The sequence below is a fragment of the Roseovarius halotolerans genome (assembly GCF_900172255.1).
GTDB lineage: Bacteria > Pseudomonadota > Alphaproteobacteria > Rhodobacterales > Rhodobacteraceae > Roseovarius > Roseovarius halotolerans.
On record NZ_FWFU01000001.1, the window covers coordinates 148,490 to 162,934 of the forward strand.

The 14,445-nt window shown below is 64.0% G+C and carries 14 protein-coding genes; 8 read left to right on the forward strand and 6 right to left on the reverse strand.

The features are described 5' to 3' along the window. Positions 1 to 44 precede the first annotated feature (44 nt). Together ROH8110_RS00770 and ROH8110_RS00775 are read right to left on the reverse strand one after the other, a co-directional pair. Complete coding sequence (locus ROH8110_RS00770; protein ID WP_085815894.1) at positions 45 to 251, reverse strand: cold-shock protein; 207 nt, start codon at positions 249 to 251, stop codon at positions 45 to 47. A gap of 200 nt (positions 252 to 451) precedes the next feature. Continuing rightward, positions 452 to 1,006, reverse strand: a complete 555-nt coding sequence (locus ROH8110_RS00775; protein WP_085815895.1) for a L,D-transpeptidase — start codon at positions 1,004 to 1,006, stop codon at positions 452 to 454. A gap of 211 nt (positions 1,007 to 1,217) precedes the next feature. Here ROH8110_RS00775 and ROH8110_RS00780 point away from each other — a divergent pair, with 211 nt between their 5' ends. Then, the gene (locus ROH8110_RS00780; protein ID WP_085815896.1) at positions 1,218 to 1,718 is read left to right on the forward strand and encodes a BrnA antitoxin family protein; all 501 of its coding nucleotides are present in this window, start codon (positions 1,218 to 1,220) and stop codon (positions 1,716 to 1,718) included. 93 nt (positions 1,719 to 1,811) lie between these two features. Here ROH8110_RS00780 and ROH8110_RS00785 read toward each other — a convergent pair whose 3' ends face one another. From ROH8110_RS00785 to ROH8110_RS00795, 3 genes are all read right to left on the reverse strand, one after another. Continuing rightward, complete coding sequence (locus tag ROH8110_RS00785; protein WP_085815897.1) at positions 1,812 to 2,018, reverse strand: cold-shock protein; 207 nt, start codon at positions 2,016 to 2,018, stop codon at positions 1,812 to 1,814. Between the two features lie 451 nt (positions 2,019 to 2,469). Next, positions 2,470 to 4,125 carry an energy-dependent translational throttle protein EttA gene (gene ettA, locus ROH8110_RS00790; protein WP_085815898.1) on the reverse strand — a complete coding sequence of 552 codons (1,656 nt, stop codon included), beginning with the start codon at positions 4,123 to 4,125 and terminating at the stop codon, positions 2,470 to 2,472. Positions 4,126 to 4,217: 92 nt separating this feature from the next. Next, a complete protein-coding gene (locus tag ROH8110_RS00795) occupies positions 4,218 to 5,093 on the reverse strand; it encodes a bifunctional helix-turn-helix transcriptional regulator/GNAT family N-acetyltransferase (protein ID WP_085815899.1) in 876 nt (291 codons plus the stop codon). 86 nt (positions 5,094 to 5,179) lie between these two features. On the opposite strand from ROH8110_RS00795, the gene ROH8110_RS00800 reads away from it, so the two are divergent. Together ROH8110_RS00800 and dacB are read left to right on the forward strand one after the other, a co-directional pair. Further along, positions 5,180 to 5,812: a nicotinate-nucleotide adenylyltransferase gene (locus ROH8110_RS00800; protein WP_085816912.1), complete on the forward strand. Its 633-nt coding sequence runs from the start codon at positions 5,180 to 5,182 to the stop codon at positions 5,810 to 5,812. A 42-nt stretch (positions 5,813 to 5,854) separates the two neighbouring features. Further along, positions 5,855 to 7,366, forward strand: a complete 1,512-nt coding sequence (dacB, locus tag ROH8110_RS00805; protein ID WP_085815900.1) for a D-alanyl-D-alanine carboxypeptidase/D-alanyl-D-alanine endopeptidase — start codon at positions 5,855 to 5,857, stop codon at positions 7,364 to 7,366. Positions 7,367 to 7,375: 9 nt separating this feature from the next. Here dacB and ROH8110_RS00810 read toward each other — a convergent pair whose 3' ends face one another. After that, on the reverse strand, positions 7,376 to 8,140 hold the full coding sequence (locus tag ROH8110_RS00810) for a DeoR/GlpR family DNA-binding transcription regulator (RefSeq protein ID WP_085815901.1): 765 nt from the start codon (positions 8,138 to 8,140) through the stop codon (positions 7,376 to 7,378). A 183-nt stretch (positions 8,141 to 8,323) separates the two neighbouring features. On the opposite strand from ROH8110_RS00810, the gene glpD reads away from it, so the two are divergent. The 5 genes from glpD (at position 8,324) to ROH8110_RS00835 (ending at position 14,442) form a co-directional block, all read left to right on the forward strand. Further along, entirely contained in the window at positions 8,324 to 9,970 is a 1,647-nt protein-coding gene (glpD, locus tag ROH8110_RS00815) for a glycerol-3-phosphate dehydrogenase (protein ID WP_085816913.1), read from the forward strand. Continuing rightward, positions 9,967 to 11,451 (forward strand): glycerol kinase GlpK, encoded by a 1,485-nt coding sequence (gene glpK / locus ROH8110_RS00820; RefSeq protein WP_085815902.1) that lies wholly within the window; start codon positions 9,967 to 9,969, stop codon positions 11,449 to 11,451. The genes glpD and glpK overlap by 4 nt, the downstream gene beginning before the upstream one ends. A 231-nt stretch (positions 11,452 to 11,682) precedes the next feature. Further along, positions 11,683 to 12,678 carry a TRAP transporter substrate-binding protein gene (locus ROH8110_RS00825; RefSeq protein WP_245962782.1) on the forward strand — a complete coding sequence of 332 codons (996 nt, stop codon included), beginning with the start codon at positions 11,683 to 11,685 and terminating at the stop codon, positions 12,676 to 12,678. Position 12,679: 1 nt separating this feature from the next. Beyond that, the gene (locus ROH8110_RS00830; RefSeq protein WP_085815903.1) at positions 12,680 to 13,192 is read left to right on the forward strand and encodes a TRAP transporter small permease; all 513 of its coding nucleotides are present in this window, start codon (positions 12,680 to 12,682) and stop codon (positions 13,190 to 13,192) included. Next, positions 13,189 to 14,442 (forward strand): TRAP transporter large permease, encoded by a 1,254-nt coding sequence (locus ROH8110_RS00835; protein WP_085815904.1) that lies wholly within the window; start codon positions 13,189 to 13,191, stop codon positions 14,440 to 14,442. The genes ROH8110_RS00830 and ROH8110_RS00835 overlap by 4 nt, the downstream gene beginning before the upstream one ends. The last annotated feature ends 3 nt before the right edge of the window (positions 14,443 to 14,445 follow it).

Here is a 14,445-nt window from a genome sequence, read left to right on the forward strand (position 1 = left end):
AACGGGCCCCGAAGGGGGCCCGCAGGTGTCAGATCGCTTAGCGTTCAGGCCAGAGCGATATTCGACGCGGATTCGCGGCCGTCGCGGCCAGCTTCGATGTCGAAGGTCACTTTCTGGTTGTCTGCAAGGCCGGTCAGGCCTGCGCGCTCGACAGCCGAAATGTGGACAAAGACGTCCTTGCCGCCGCCCTCAGGGGCGATAAAGCCGTAGCCCTTCGTTGTGTTGAACCATTTGACGGTGCCATTGGCCATCCGATTTCTCCTTTGGTTTTCGCTGCCCGCCCGAGTGCGGCAGCCCGGCTAAGTCAGAGCAAGATCGAGTGACTGAGCCGTGGTCGGAGCAGATGGTCGATAGAGGTAACGTCGCACCAAGAATATGGAACGTGCCAATGCGTCCTGCAAGAGGAAAGCTGCGGAATTGATCGCACGGCTTTCAGCGGTGGATGTTGGTGTCAGATGACGGTGACGACGGTGCCGATCGGAACGCGCTCATAGAGGTCCTTGACGTGTTCGTTCAGCATCCGGATGCAACCATTCGAAACCGACTGGCCAATTGAGCGCGGGGCGTTGGTGCCGTGAATGCGGAAATAGGTGTCGCGACCGTTCTGGAACAGGTAGAGCGCCCGCGCGCCCAACGGATTTTGCGGCCCGCCAGGCTGGACATAATCGTTGTCCTTGAATCGCCCATAGGCCCGCGGATCGCGTTCGATCATTTCGTCGGTGGGGCGCCAGGTGGGCCACTTTTTCTTGACGTCGATGGTGGCGGTGCCGGTGAATTGGAGGCCGGCTTTGCCGACGCCGACGCCGTAGCGGATCGCTTGGCGGGGGGCGGTCACGAAGTAGAGGAAATGGGCGCGCGGCAGCACGAGAAGTTGCCCGGGTTGATACTCGGCGGAAACACGCACCTGGGTCGGCTTGAATTTCTCTTCCAGTTCAAAGGCTTGCACGGCGGCGGGGAGGCTGGCAGCGGCCAAGCCCGCCCCGATGAAGAAACGTCGGTCGAACATGGTTGGGTCCCTCGTTAGCACAGGGGGACGTATAGCCCCTTACTTTGAAAAGGAAAAATCAAAACCCGGCGACAGCTTAAAAATCCTGACCGGCATGGCATCGGTATCACGTCTTTATCCCGTCGGTACCGCATCGGTGCGGGCGCACGGTGGGGTCGGGGCTTGTTAACCTTTTTGCCGGCAGGCTGTTCGCGCCCAGAGGAGACAGGCGATGACCAGCAAGACCACCCGCCAGCCACCGCGCATGACCAAGACCGAGCGTATCGCACGCGAAGGGCTGATGAAGAACCTGATCCATCTGCATCGGGACGGCTGGATCACCTCGGTGATCAAGGACGAGGTGCCCGAGGCCTGGCACACGCTGGAAGCCGATCTGGATGTCGAGGAGGCAAAGCAGAAGGTAACGCTATACCTCGACCGCTCGGTCGTGCGCTTTTACCGGGCAATGGGGCGGGGCTATCAGGCGCGGATCAACCGGCTGCTGGCGACATGGGCGCAGATGAAGATCGCGGGCGAGGTGCAACTGGATGAACATCTGAAGAAACGGCTGGGCTACAGGGAGTCCGGCCCCGACGACGAGCAGGCAGCGAAGGACGAGCCGGATGCGGGGGACGAGATCGGCGAGAACGAACGAGCCTGGCTTGAGAGCGGCGGCAGGATCAGCTGCGGCGAGTATGACGGAGGCGGGGAAGGCCCCGTGACGCCGGGCTGAGCGTGCCGGAAAACATCCCTGACACGCGAAGGGGGCGGACCATTGGCCCGCCCCCAAAACATTCACCTGTCGCCGCTTGGGCGGTCAGTGGCCTCAGGCCAGCTGCAGGTTGGTCGCGCTTTCGCGGCCGTCACGGCCTGCTTCGACGTCGTAGGTCACTTTCTGGTCGTCGGCCAGGCCGGTCAGGCCCGAACGCTCGACGGCGCTGATGTGAACGAAAACGTCTTTGCCGCCTGTTTCAGGCGCGATGAAGCCGAAGCCTTTGGTGGTGTTGAACCATTTCACGGTGCCGTTGGCCATCCGTAGTCTCCTAGATATATGCTGCCCACGATATTGCGGCAGCCCGGCGTCGTCGTCTGGATCGATTGACTGAGCGCCGTTTGAAGGGAGACAGTGGGTCGAAAAAGAATAACTTAGCAGGGGCCATATGACAGATGCCCACAGTTCTGGCAAGTGAATTCGGTGGGGATGCCGGTAACGCGACGTTAACCGTGTCAGGGTTTGAGTGGCCCAGGTCATGCGACATCCGGCCCAGGATCGCGGGGCGCGCATCCGTCGTCATCACGGTCAATCTGTCGGCGCGGGGAGGCAGGCCACTGGTCGAGGCGGGTGCCGGACGGCGCGCCGCCCGATCAACTCCATGCGGCCTTGCCCCAGTTCCCGGTGATCCGGGCGGAGCAAGATGCCGCTGTGCACCCCGGCCTGCGGGATGCGGGGGCGCGGGCGGGAGGACATCCCGCCGACGCGGTGCCTAGCGCGCGAACTTCTTGTGCTTGATCCGCTTGGGTTCAAGGGCGTCCGGCCCGAGACGGCGTTTCTTGTCTTCCTCGTAATCCTCGAAATTGCCCTCGAACCATTCCACATGCGCCTCGCCCTCGAAGGCGAGGATATGGGTGCAGATCCGGTCGAGGAAGAAACGGTCGTGGCTGATGACCACGGCGCAGCCGGCGAAATCCACCAGCGCGTCCTCGAGTGCGCGCAGGGTTTCGACATCGAGATCGTTTGTCGGTTCGTCGAGCAGCAGCACGTTGCCGCCCGATTTCAGCAGCCGCGCCATGTGGACACGGTTGCGTTCACCCCCTGACAGGAGCGAGACCTTTTTCTGCTGGTCGCCGCCCTTGAAGTTGAAGGCGGAGCAGTAAGCGCGCGAATTCATCTGCGCATCGCCCAGCTGGATGATCTCGGCGCCGCCAGTGATCGCCTCCCAGACCGTCTCGCCATCCTTGAGGTCGTCGCGGGACTGGTCCACGTAGCTGAGCTTGACCGTGTCGCCATACTCGACCGTGCCTTCGTCGGGCGCTTCCTGCCCAGTCAGCACCTTGAACAGCGTCGACTTGCCCGCGCCGTTGGGGCCGATTACCCCGACGATACCGCCAGGCGGCAGCGAGAAGCTCAGATCCTCGATCAACAGCTTGTCGCCCATATGCTTCTTGAGGCCCTCGACTTCGATCACCTTCGAGCCAAGACGCGGCCCGTTGGGGATGACGATCTGGGCGCGCGCCAGTTTCTCGCGCTCGGACTGGTTGGCGAGGTCGTTATAGGCGTTGATCCGGGCCTTGGACTTGGCCTGCCGGGCCTTCTGGCCCTGACGCATCCATTCCAGCTCGCGTTCCAGCGTCTTCTGGCGTGACTTGTCCTCGCGCGCCTCCTGCTGAAGGCGCTTGGCCTTCTGTTCCAGCCATGCGGAGTAATTGCCCTCGTAGGGGATGCCGCGGCCACGGTCGAGTTCGAGGATCCAGCCGGTGATGTCATCCAGGAAATAGCGGTCATGGGTGACGATCAGGATGGTGCCCTTGTAGTCGATCAGGTGCTGTTGCAGCCAGGCGATGGTTTCGGCGTCGAGGTGGTTGGTCGGTTCGTCCAGCAGCAGCATGTCGGGCGCTTCGAGAAGCAGCTTGCACAGCGCGACGCGACGCTTTTCGCCGCCCGAGAGGCTGGTGACGTCGGCGTCGTCGGGCGGACAGCGCAGCGCCTCTAGGCTGACATCGATCTGGGCATCCAGATCCCAGAGGTTCTGGCTGTCGATCTCGTCCTGGAGGGCTGCCATCTCGTCGGCGGTCTCGTCCGAGTAGTTCATCGCCAGCTCGTTGAAGCGGTCGAGCTTGGCCTTTTTCTCGGCGACGCCCAGCATGACGTTCTCGCGCACGCTCAGATTCGGATCCAGTTCGGGTTCCTGGGGGAGGTAGCCGACCTTGGCGCCCTCGGCGGCCCAGGCCTCGCCTGTGAAATCGGTGTCGAGTCCGGCCATGATCTTCATCAGGGTCGATTTACCCGCGCCGTTCGGGCCGACGACGCCGATCTTCACGCCCGGCAGGAAGCTGAGATGGATGTTCTCGAAGCATTTCTTGCCGCCGGGATAGGTCTTGGAGACGCCCTGCATGTGATAGACGTATTGATAGGCTGCCATCTGTTGTCCGCTCCTGATGGGTGAACGTATGTTGCGGGCCGTGATAGCCGAGGCGGCGCGCAGGAGCAATCACCCAAGGGCGTCGCGCCGCGTCAGAGGGTTTTTTCAAAGAAGTGGTCTGGGTAGGGGTCGTCGTTGAAACGGTCGATCTCGGTCCAGCCGCTGTTGCGGTAGAGGGCGACGGCCTCGGGCAGGGCGGAGTTGGTATCGAGCCGCAGCGTGGTGATGCCAAGGTCGCGGGCGGCAGATTCGATTTCGGCCATGAGTCGGTGCGCAAGGCCCATGCCGCGGGCGGCGGGCGCGACCCAGAGGCGCTTGATCTCGCCATAGCCGAGATCGGTGCCCTTGAGGCCGACGCAGCCGATCGGCAGCCCGTCCGAGAGCGCCAGGACGAAGGCGCCGCGCGGCGCGATCATGTCGCCCGCGTCCGGGTCGCAGCTGAGGTTGACGTCAAAGCCGGTCTCGAAGCGGCGGGCGAGTTCGGCGTAGTAGGATTCGAGGCAATGGCGGGCATCGTCATGGCGCGGGTCGATGCGTGTGAAGGTCACACGGTCACGCCCGAGCGCCGAGGCGATCAGGTCCATCGCGGCGAGCAGGGTTTCGGGATTCGGGTGGCGATCCAGCAGCTTGCGGGCGCGGTCGTTCGAGAGGGCGTCATAGGCTTCGAGCTCGCGCCGGCCCCTGTCGGTCAGCCGGGCGACGCGGCGGCGGCCGTCGTCGGGGGAGGCTGCAAGCGTGATCAGCCCCTCGTCCTGCAGCGTGCCGAGATAGCGGCTGAGCAGGGCCTTTTCGAGGTCGAGCGCGTCGCGCACGCTTTCCAGGTCAGCGCCGTCAAAGCCGATGGCATGAAGGACGCGCGCCGCCCCGAGCGGCCGCCCGCGACCCAGAAAGGACGTGTCCAGAACGCCGGTTTCACGTGTCACAGCCCGGTTGAAGCGACGAATGCGGGAGATCGGATCGAGACTCATGGTGGTTTACTATGGTAAACTATTTGCTGCTGTCAATCGCGGCTTGGCGCTTGACAGTGGCTTGGTGCCAAGGTGATGGAAGCATGATGAAAATCGCGCTGCCACATATACGCCCCGGCCAGGTTGTCGGGCTGTTGGGGGGATCCTTTGATCCGCCCCATGCGGGGCATGTGCATATCAGCCGCGAGGCGCTGCGGCGTTTTGGACTTGATCGGGTGTGGTGGCTGGTCAGTCCGGGCAATCCGCTCAAGGCGCAGGGACCTGCTCCGCTGGAGCGGCGGATGGAGGCCTGCCGCGAGATCGTCGATCATCCCCGTATCGCGGTCACCGATGTCGAGGCACAGCTTGGCACGCGTTACACCGCCCAGACCCTGCGATTGCTGCAGGATGCCCGGCCCGGTGTCCGGTTCGTCTGGCTGATGGGCGCGGACAACCTTGTGCAGTTCGATCAATGGCAGGATTGGCACGACATCATGAACCGCGTGCCGGTGGGGGTGCTGGCCCGGCCGGGACAGCGGATTTCGGCGCGCATGTCGAAGGCCGCGAAGGTATATGGCTTCGCCCGCCTGCCCACGCGCGACAGTCGCTTCCTCGGGCAGAGCCGCGCGCCTGCCTGGTGCTTTGTGAACGTGCCGATGATCGCGCTGTCATCGACGCGGCTCAGGCGACAGGGCGAATGGCCGCATTCGAGAGACGGCCAGGCCGAAACTTATCCGTGAATCCGATTGTCTCGGGGGCCCTGCTCGGCTTATTTTCGCCCTATGAGCAGATCGGTATCGAGACGACTTTTCCTGGGAAGCGCGCTGGGCGCCATCGGCGCACTGACGCAGCTGGCCGGTTCGGGCGCCTGGGCCGCCGCGCCTGCGGTGTCGCTGCGCCCGCAAGCACGCCCGGGCAGCAAGGCGGCGCGGGTCGCACCGGGCGCGGAGACGTTGATCGAGGCGGCGAACCTGGGCGGCGATGTCACCTTTGCGGTGATGGATGTGAAAACCGGGTTGATGCTGGAGACGCGCGGCGCACATGACGGGTTGCCCCCGGCGAGCGTCACGAAATCGGTGACGGCGCTTTATGCGTTGGACATGCTTGGTGGAGACTATCGTTTCAGCACGCGGCTGGTCGCGACCGGCCCGGTCCAGAACGGGGTCATCAAGGGCGATCTGATCCTGGCGGGCGGCGGTGATCCGACGCTGGATACCGATGCGCTGGCGGAGATGGCAGCCGATCTCAAGCGCAAGGGCGTGCGCGCTGTCGAGGGGCGGTTTCACGTCTGGGGCGGGGCGCTGCCCTTTGAGCGGACGATCGACCCGACCCAGCCCGAGCATGTCGGTTACAACCCGTCGATTTCGGGAATAAACCTGAATTTCAACCGGGTGCATTTCGAGTGGAAGCGCGGCGGCAGTGGCTATCAGGTGACGATGGATGCGCGGGCGCGCGCTTATCGCCCGGCGGTCACGATCGCGCGTATGGCGGTGTCAAAGCGCGAGGGCCCGGTTTATACCTATCGCGACGGCGGCGACCACGATTCATGGACGGTGGCGAATACGGCGCTGGGCAATGGCGGGTCGCGCTGGCTGCCGGTGCGCAAGCCCGAGGCCTATGCGGCCGAGGTGTTCGCGACGCTGGCGCGCTCGCACGGGATCGTCCTTGAAAGGGGCGCCGCGCTGCGCGAACCCCCGCGGGGCGATGCGCTGGTCGTGCACCAAAGCGCTCCGTTGCGCGAAGTGCTGCGCGACATGCTTAAATATTCCAACAACATGACCGCCGAGCTGGTCGGGATGACCGCCAGCGCGAAACGCGTGGGGCGGGCGCAGTCGCTGTCGGCGTCGGCGCGGGAAATGAGCCGCTGGGCGCGCACCGAGCTGGGCATGGAGGGGGCGTCGCTGGTCGATCATTCGGGGCTGGGCGAGAAATCGCGGCTGAGCGCCGGGGCGCTTGCACGGGCGATGGTCAAGGCGCATCGCGACGGGCAGCTGCGCGCGATCCTGAAGGACATTCCGCTGCGGGACGCTAGTGGCTCGATCAACAAACGACACCCGGTCAAGGTGGTGGCGAAGACCGGCACGCTTTATTTCGTGAGTTCGCTGGCGGGCTATATGACCGCGCCGGACGGCACAGAGCTGGCCTTCGCGATTCTGGCAGCGAACCACACCCGCCGCCGGCAGGCGGACCTTCGGGCGGCTGGCCGTCCGCCGGGTGCCGCGAGCTGGAACGCTCGCGCCAAGGGTTTGCAGCAGGCGCTGATCGAGCGCTGGAGCACGGTCTACGGCGCTTAGGCGCGCGGCTCAGGGATGGGCCACGCAGACACGGGTACCCCATTCACGGCAGCGTTCCGCCAGCGGCGCGGTCAGGGGGCTGTCAGTGAAGAACTGGTCGATATCGCGCAGGGAGCCGATCCGCATCGGAGCGCTGCGCGCGAACTTGGAATGATCGGCTACGAGGATGCATTCACGCGAGCGGCTGAGCAGGGTCTGGCCGACGATCACCTCCTGCATGTCGAAATCGAGCATGTCGCCATCCGGATCGAGCGCCGAACAGCCAAGGATCGCATGGTCGAACTTGAAATTGCCGATGGTACGGGCGGTCAATGCGCCCACCAGCCCGCGATCCGAACGCCGCAGCGTGCCGCCCGCGACCACGATCTCGCAGGTTTCATTGGCCTGCAGGATCTGCGCGACATTCATGTTGTTGGTGACCACCATCAGGTTTTCATGCCCCAGCAGGGCGTGGGCCACGGCCTCGGCGGTGGTGCCGATATCGAGGAACAGCGAAGCATTGTCGGGGATCGTCGCGGCACAGGCGCGGGCGATGGCCTGTTTGGCGCTGCCATGAAGGCGGCGGCGTTCCTCGTAGAGGATGTTGCTGACGCCGGAGGGGAGGACCGCGCCGCCATGGACACGCTCGAGCAGGCCGGCATCCGAAAGCTCGCTGAGGTCGCGGCGAATGGTCTGGACTGTCACGCCGAAATGAGCGGCCAGCCCGTCGACGGTGACCTTGCCCGCACTGCGGGCGATTTCGAGAATGTCGGGCTGTCGGATGCTTTGGGGCAAGGGGTGCTCGGGTATCTTGATGATTTGTTCGAGTATGTTCGTTTTATGATGATTAGCAAGCCTGAATCGGGCAAATTAGCCATTATGTGGCGAAAATAGAATGCAGAATCGGCAAAAACGAAAGAAAACGAATGCCACGGATTGACTCTGTCTGCGGGGCCATGCTTGCGTGTGCTGGTCGGCATGGGAACGAAAGGGCAGCAGGTGGAAGACGCGCGAGGCAAGGATCCGGTCGATCTTTTCGTGATCGGCGGCGGGATCAATGGCTGCGGCATCGCGCGGGATGCCGCGGGGCGGGGTCTGAGCGTGGAACTCGCCGAGATGAACGACCTGGCCTCGGCGACATCATCGGCCTCGACCAAGCTGTTTCACGGCGGGCTGCGTTATCTTGAATATTTTGAATTCCGGCTGGTGCGAGAGGCGCTGATCGAACGCGAAACGCTGCTGCGGGCGATGCCCCATATCAGCTGGCCGATGCGCTTCGTTCTGCCGTTGCATGAGGGGATGCGGTTCGAGGGCGAGACGCCGGCGTCGAAGCTGCTCAATCGGGTGATGCCCTGGATGAAGGGACGGCGGCCGGCCTGGATGATCCGGCTGGGGCTGTTCATCTATGATCATCTGGGCGGGCGGAAGATCCTGCCGGGAACGCGAGCGGTGGACCTGACGGCGGATCGCGCGGGCGTTGCGCTGAAGGGCAAGTTCAAGCGCGCCTTCGAGTATTCGGATTGCTGGATCGAAGACAGCCGCCTCGTGGTGCTGAATGCGCGCGATGCAGAGGCGCGGGGGGCGGTCATCCGCACACGCGTCAAGGTGGTGTCGGCGCGTCGCGAGGGCGGGGTCTGGGCGATCACGCTTGAAGATGGCGAGACCAGCGCGCGCACCACGACACGGGCGCGCGCGCTGATCAATGCGGCTGGCCCATGGGTGGGCGAGGTGATCGAGGCGGCGCTTGGGCGAGATGCCAGTGCGGGGCAGGGTGTGCGGCTGGTGCGGGGCAGCCATATCGTGACACGGCGGCTATTCGATCACGACCGCAGCTATTTCTTTCAGGGAAGCGACGGGCGGATCATCTTTGCGATCCCCTATGAGCGAGATTTCACGTTGATCGGCACCACCGATGCCGAACACGAGGACCCCGAGACCCCGCCGGTCTGCACGCCGCAAGAGGCGGACTACCTGTGCCGTTTCGCGTCGGAGTATTTCGCGCATCCGGTGACGCGGGAGGACATCGTCTGGAGCTACTCGGGTGTGCGGCCGCTTTATGACGACGGCGCGGCATCGGCGACGGCGGCGACGCGCGATTACGTGCTGAAGCTGGAGCAGAGGGACGACGGCGCGCCGTTGCTCAATGTCTTCGGCGGCAAGATCACGACCTACCGCAAGCTCGCCGAGTCGGCGATGGGCAAGCTGGCGCCGTTCTTCGAGGGGCTGCAAGGCGACTGGACCGCGGGGGTGGCGCTGCCGGGGGGCGATTTCGCGGTTGATGCCGTCGCGCGCCTGACCGCGGATCTCTGCGCGGCCTATCCGTTTCTTGACGAAGCCTGGGCCGGACGGTTGATCAGGGCCTATGGCACCGAGGCGCAGGCGATGCTGGGCGATGCGGGTGCTGCGGGCGATCTGGGGAGGGATTTCGGCGCGACCCTCAGTGAACGCGAGGTGGACTGGCTGATGCGCCGGGAATATGCGCGCAGCGCCGAGGACGTGCTCTGGCGGCGCAGCAAGCTGGGGCTGCGGATGAAAGCGGGCGAAATCGCCGCGCTGGACGCATGGATGGCCGAGCGACGCGCGTCGCGCCATAATGAGCCCGCCGCCACCGGAGGAGAGACATGAGCCACATCCTTGCCATCGACCAGGGCACCACGTCGAGCCGCGCCATTCTCTTTGACGATCAGATGCGGCTGAAGGCCACCGCGCAGGAAGAGTTTCGCCAGATCTATCCCGAATCGGGCTGGGTCGAGCATGACCCCAACGACCTTTGGTCGACCACCGCGGGCACCTGTCGCGCTGTGATCGAGCGCGCGGGGCTGACGGTGGCGGATATCGCTGCCATCGGCATCACCAATCAACGCGAGACCACGCTGGTCTGGGACCGGAACACCGGCGCGCCGGTTTACAACGCCATCGTCTGGCAGGACCGGCGCACCGCCGCGCTGTGCCGCAGCTTGCGCGATGCTGGGCATGAAGCGGCGGTGAGCGAACGCACCGGGCTGTTGCTGGACCCGTATTTTTCGGGAACCAAGCTGAAATGGATCCTCGACAATGTGGAGGGCGCCCGTGCCCGCGCCGAAAAGGGCGAGCTGCTGTTCGGGACGGTCGACAGTTTCCTGATCTGGAAGCTGACCGGCGGCAAGGTGCATGCGACAGACGCGACCAATGCCGCGCGCACTCTGCTTTACGACATTCGCAATGGTCGCTGGAGCGGCACAATCTGCGAGATGCTGGATATCCCTATGGCCATGCTGCCGGAGGTGCGTGACAGCGCGGGGCATTTCGGCATGGTGCGCGACGATCTGTTCGGGCGCGAGATTCCCATTCGCGGGGTTGCAGGGGATCAGCAGGCGGCGACGCTGGGGCAGGCCTGTTTCCAACCCGGAATGATGAAATCAACTTACGGCACAGGCTGTTTCGCGCTGCTCAATACCGGGGATACACCGGTGACATCAAAGAACCGCCTGCTGACGACCATCGCCTATCAGCTGGACGGCAAGCCGACCTATGCACTTGAAGGCTCGATCTTCATCGCGGGGGCGGTGGTGCAATGGCTGCGCGACGGGCTGAAGATCATCCGCGACGCCAGGGAAACGCAGCCGCTGGCACAACAGGCCGATCCCGGCCAGAACGTCGTGCTGGTGCCGGCCTTTACCGGGCTTGGCGCACCCTACTGGAACGCCGAGTGCAGAGGCGCGATATTCGGTCTGACGCGTAACTCGCGCCCCGAGGAATTCGCCCGCGCCGCGCTGGAAAGCGTCGGGTTCCAGACTCGCGACCTGTTGGACGCGATGCGAAGCGATTGGGCCGGGCAGGGCGACGCCGTCCTGCGCGTCGATGGCGGCATGAGCGCATCGGATTGGACGATGCAGTTTCTTTCGGACATCATCGACGCACCGGTGGATCGCCCCGAGGTTCTGGAAACCACGGCGCTGGGCGCGGCGTGGCTCGCGGGGATGCAATCAGGGCTTTACCCGGATGCGGCGGCATTCGCTGGAACATGGGCGCTGGAGCGCCAGTTCACCCCGGCGATGGACGAAGGCGAGCGCACGCGAAAATATGACGCCTGGAAGCGCGCGGTCGCAGCGACGCAGTCACTCTGAACGCGCCGTGACCATGCCGCCGGAGCCGATACCCGAGCGCGTTCGAGAGACCATCAAGAGTCCCTTGAATCCCCTTCGTATTTCACGTTTAAGCGCAAGAAAGCTGCGTTTTGCATGGGGTTTCAGCATGGAAGAAGCGCTGATCCGGGCTTGGCCGAAATCTCTGATCCCGGGCCGCAGCACCCCAGGCGCATGTCGCGCCGTTCGCAATTGGTTTCAGGAGGAAACACGATGAACAATGTGAAAACGATTGTCCGTTCCGCTGTTGTGGCGGGCTTTGGTCTGGCGGTCAGCGCCTTGCCGCTGGCGGCCGAGATCGAGCCCGTGAACCTGCGGCTTGCGCATGTGGTCAACGAGCAGGACGGCTTTCACGCTGCCGCAACCAAGTTCAAGGAACTGGTCGGCGAACGCTCGGACGGTGCGATCAGCGTCGAGATTTTCCCCAACGCGACATTGGGCGATGAGCGCACGTTGCTGGAAGGCATGCAGATCGGCACGGTCGATATGGGCGTGATCACCAATGGTCCGGTCTCGAACTTCCTTGAGGATATGGCGGTGTTTGAACTGCCTTTCCTGTTCCCCTCGGCCGAGAAGGCCTATGAGGTGCTGGACGGGCCGATCGGTCAGGAATTGCTGGACCGTCTGTCGGAAGTGAACCTCAAGGGTCTGGCCTATGCCGAGCGTGGTTTCCGCAACCTGACCAATTCCGAACGCCCGGTGCGCAGCCCCGAGGATATCGATGGCCTGAAGATCCGCGTGATGGAGAACCCCGTTTATATCGACACGTTCCGCGAGCTGGGCGCCGACGCCATCCCGATGGCTTGGACCGAGGCGCTGACCGCGATGCAGCAGGGCACCATCGACGGGCAGGAGAACCCGGTCGGCGTGGTCTATTCCTTCAAGCTGAACGAGACCCAGACCAACATGACGATGACGCGCCACAGCTATGCGCCGGCAATCTTCGTGATGGGCATGCCGGTCTGGCAGAAGCTGTCGCCCGAGGCGCAGGAGATCGTCGTTCAGGCCGCGCAGGACGCAGCCGAGTACGAACGCGCTCTCAATGCTGAGCAACAGAGCGAGCAGCTTCAGGCGCTGCGCGATTCGGGGATGGAGATCGTGGACGATGCCGACCTTTCGGCGTTCTCCGAGGCGGTTGCGCCGGTCTATGAAAAATATGGCGCGAAGTTCGGCGATTACCTGACGCGCATCCAGTCGGCGCTGAAGTAAGATGCTGAAGGCGCTGGAGTGGATCGACCGGATGGTCGGCGCGATACTGGGCCCCGTGGTTTTCGTGGGCATGGTCGCGCTGACCGGGGTGATCACGTTGCAGATCGTGTCGCGGGTGGCGTTCACCTCGGTCAGCTGGACCGAGGAAGTCGCCCGCTTCCTGCTGATCTGGATCACCTTTCTGGGCGCCACTCTGGCCTATCAACAGGGCCGGCATATCGCTGTCACGCTGTTGCGTGACAGCCTGCCGGAGCGCCTGCGCCGGATCGTGTCGGGCGTGGGGATGCTGGTGGCGATCGCGTTCCTCGTGACGCTTGCGGTGATCGGCTGGCGCTACATGGGGATGCAGAGTTTCCAGAAATCGCCATCGCTGCGCATGTCGATGGGGATTGTCTATGCGGTGATGCCGGTCTGTGCAGCGATCATGGCGGGCTTGTCGGTGATCGATCTTCTGCGCCTGCTGGCAGGTCAGGAACCGCGCGGCCTCGCCGCGGTGCCGGAGGGGCTGGAATGAGCCTGGTTCTGGCAGGTCTTTTCGTCCTGTTTCTGCTCATGGGTCTGCCCATTGCCGTCGTCATCGGGGCAGCGGCGATGAGCGCGCTCAACCTCGGGGGCGTGCCGCTGATGGTGGTGCCGCAGCAGATGTTCTCTGGGATCAACAGCTTTGCGCTGGTGGCGGTGCCGATGTTCGTTCTGGCCGGTGATATCATGGCGCAGGGCGAGATATCAAAGCGGCTGGTGGCCTTTGCCGACAGCATGTTCGGTTTCATAAAGGGCGGTCTTTCGGTGGTGTCGGTGCTGGCGGGCATGTTCTTTGCCGCGATTTCGGGCTCGGGGGCGGCGACCACGGCGGCAGTGGGGGCAAGCCTTGTCCCCGAGTTGAAGCGCAAGGGGTATGATGCGGCCTCGGCGGCCTCTCTGATCGCCGCATCCGGCACGATCGGTGTGGTCATTCCGCCCTCGGTGCCCATCATCATCTACGCGGTGATCGCGCAGGAATCGGTGAAAGAGCTGTTCCTGAGCGGGTTCATTCCGGGGATTGCGATGGGTGTGGGGCTGATCGCGGTCGCGCTTGTCCAGGGCCACAGGCGGGCCTACCCGCGCGGCACGGCATTGTCCCCGGCCACCATCATGCGGACGCTGGTTTCGGCCAGCTGGGGCCTGATGGCGCCGCTGATCATCCTTGGCGGAATCTTTTCGGGCATTTTCACCCCCAGCGAAGCGGCGGTGGTGGCGGTCAACTATGCCGTCTTCGTATCGTTCTTCATCTATCGCGACCTGACGCTGAGCGGGCTTTACCGGATCGTGCTGCGCGCCGGGGTGACCACGGCGGTCATCATGTTCGTGATCGCGGCCTCGTCGGTTCTGAGCTGGGCGCTGGCAAGCTGGCAGGTGCCGGGCGCGATCGCATCCTTCGCGCTGTCGCTGTCGGGCAATATCTATGTGCTGCTGATCCTGATAATGGCGCTCATCCTGATCACCGGCGTGTTCCTCGAAACCGCGAGCGCGCTGATCATCCTGACCCCGATGCTGTTGCCGCTGGCGGCGCAGTTGGGGATCGATACGGTGCATTTCGGGATCATCATCGTGGTTGGGCTGGCCATTGGCATGGTGACGCCGCCGGTGGCGATCAACCTCTTTGTGGCCTCGACCACGGCCAATGTTCCCATTGAAAAGATCGCCCGCGCTGTGCTGCCTTATCTGCTGGTGCTGATCGTGGTCTACCTGCTGATCGCCTTCGTTCCGCTGCTGCTGGCGCTCTAGCGC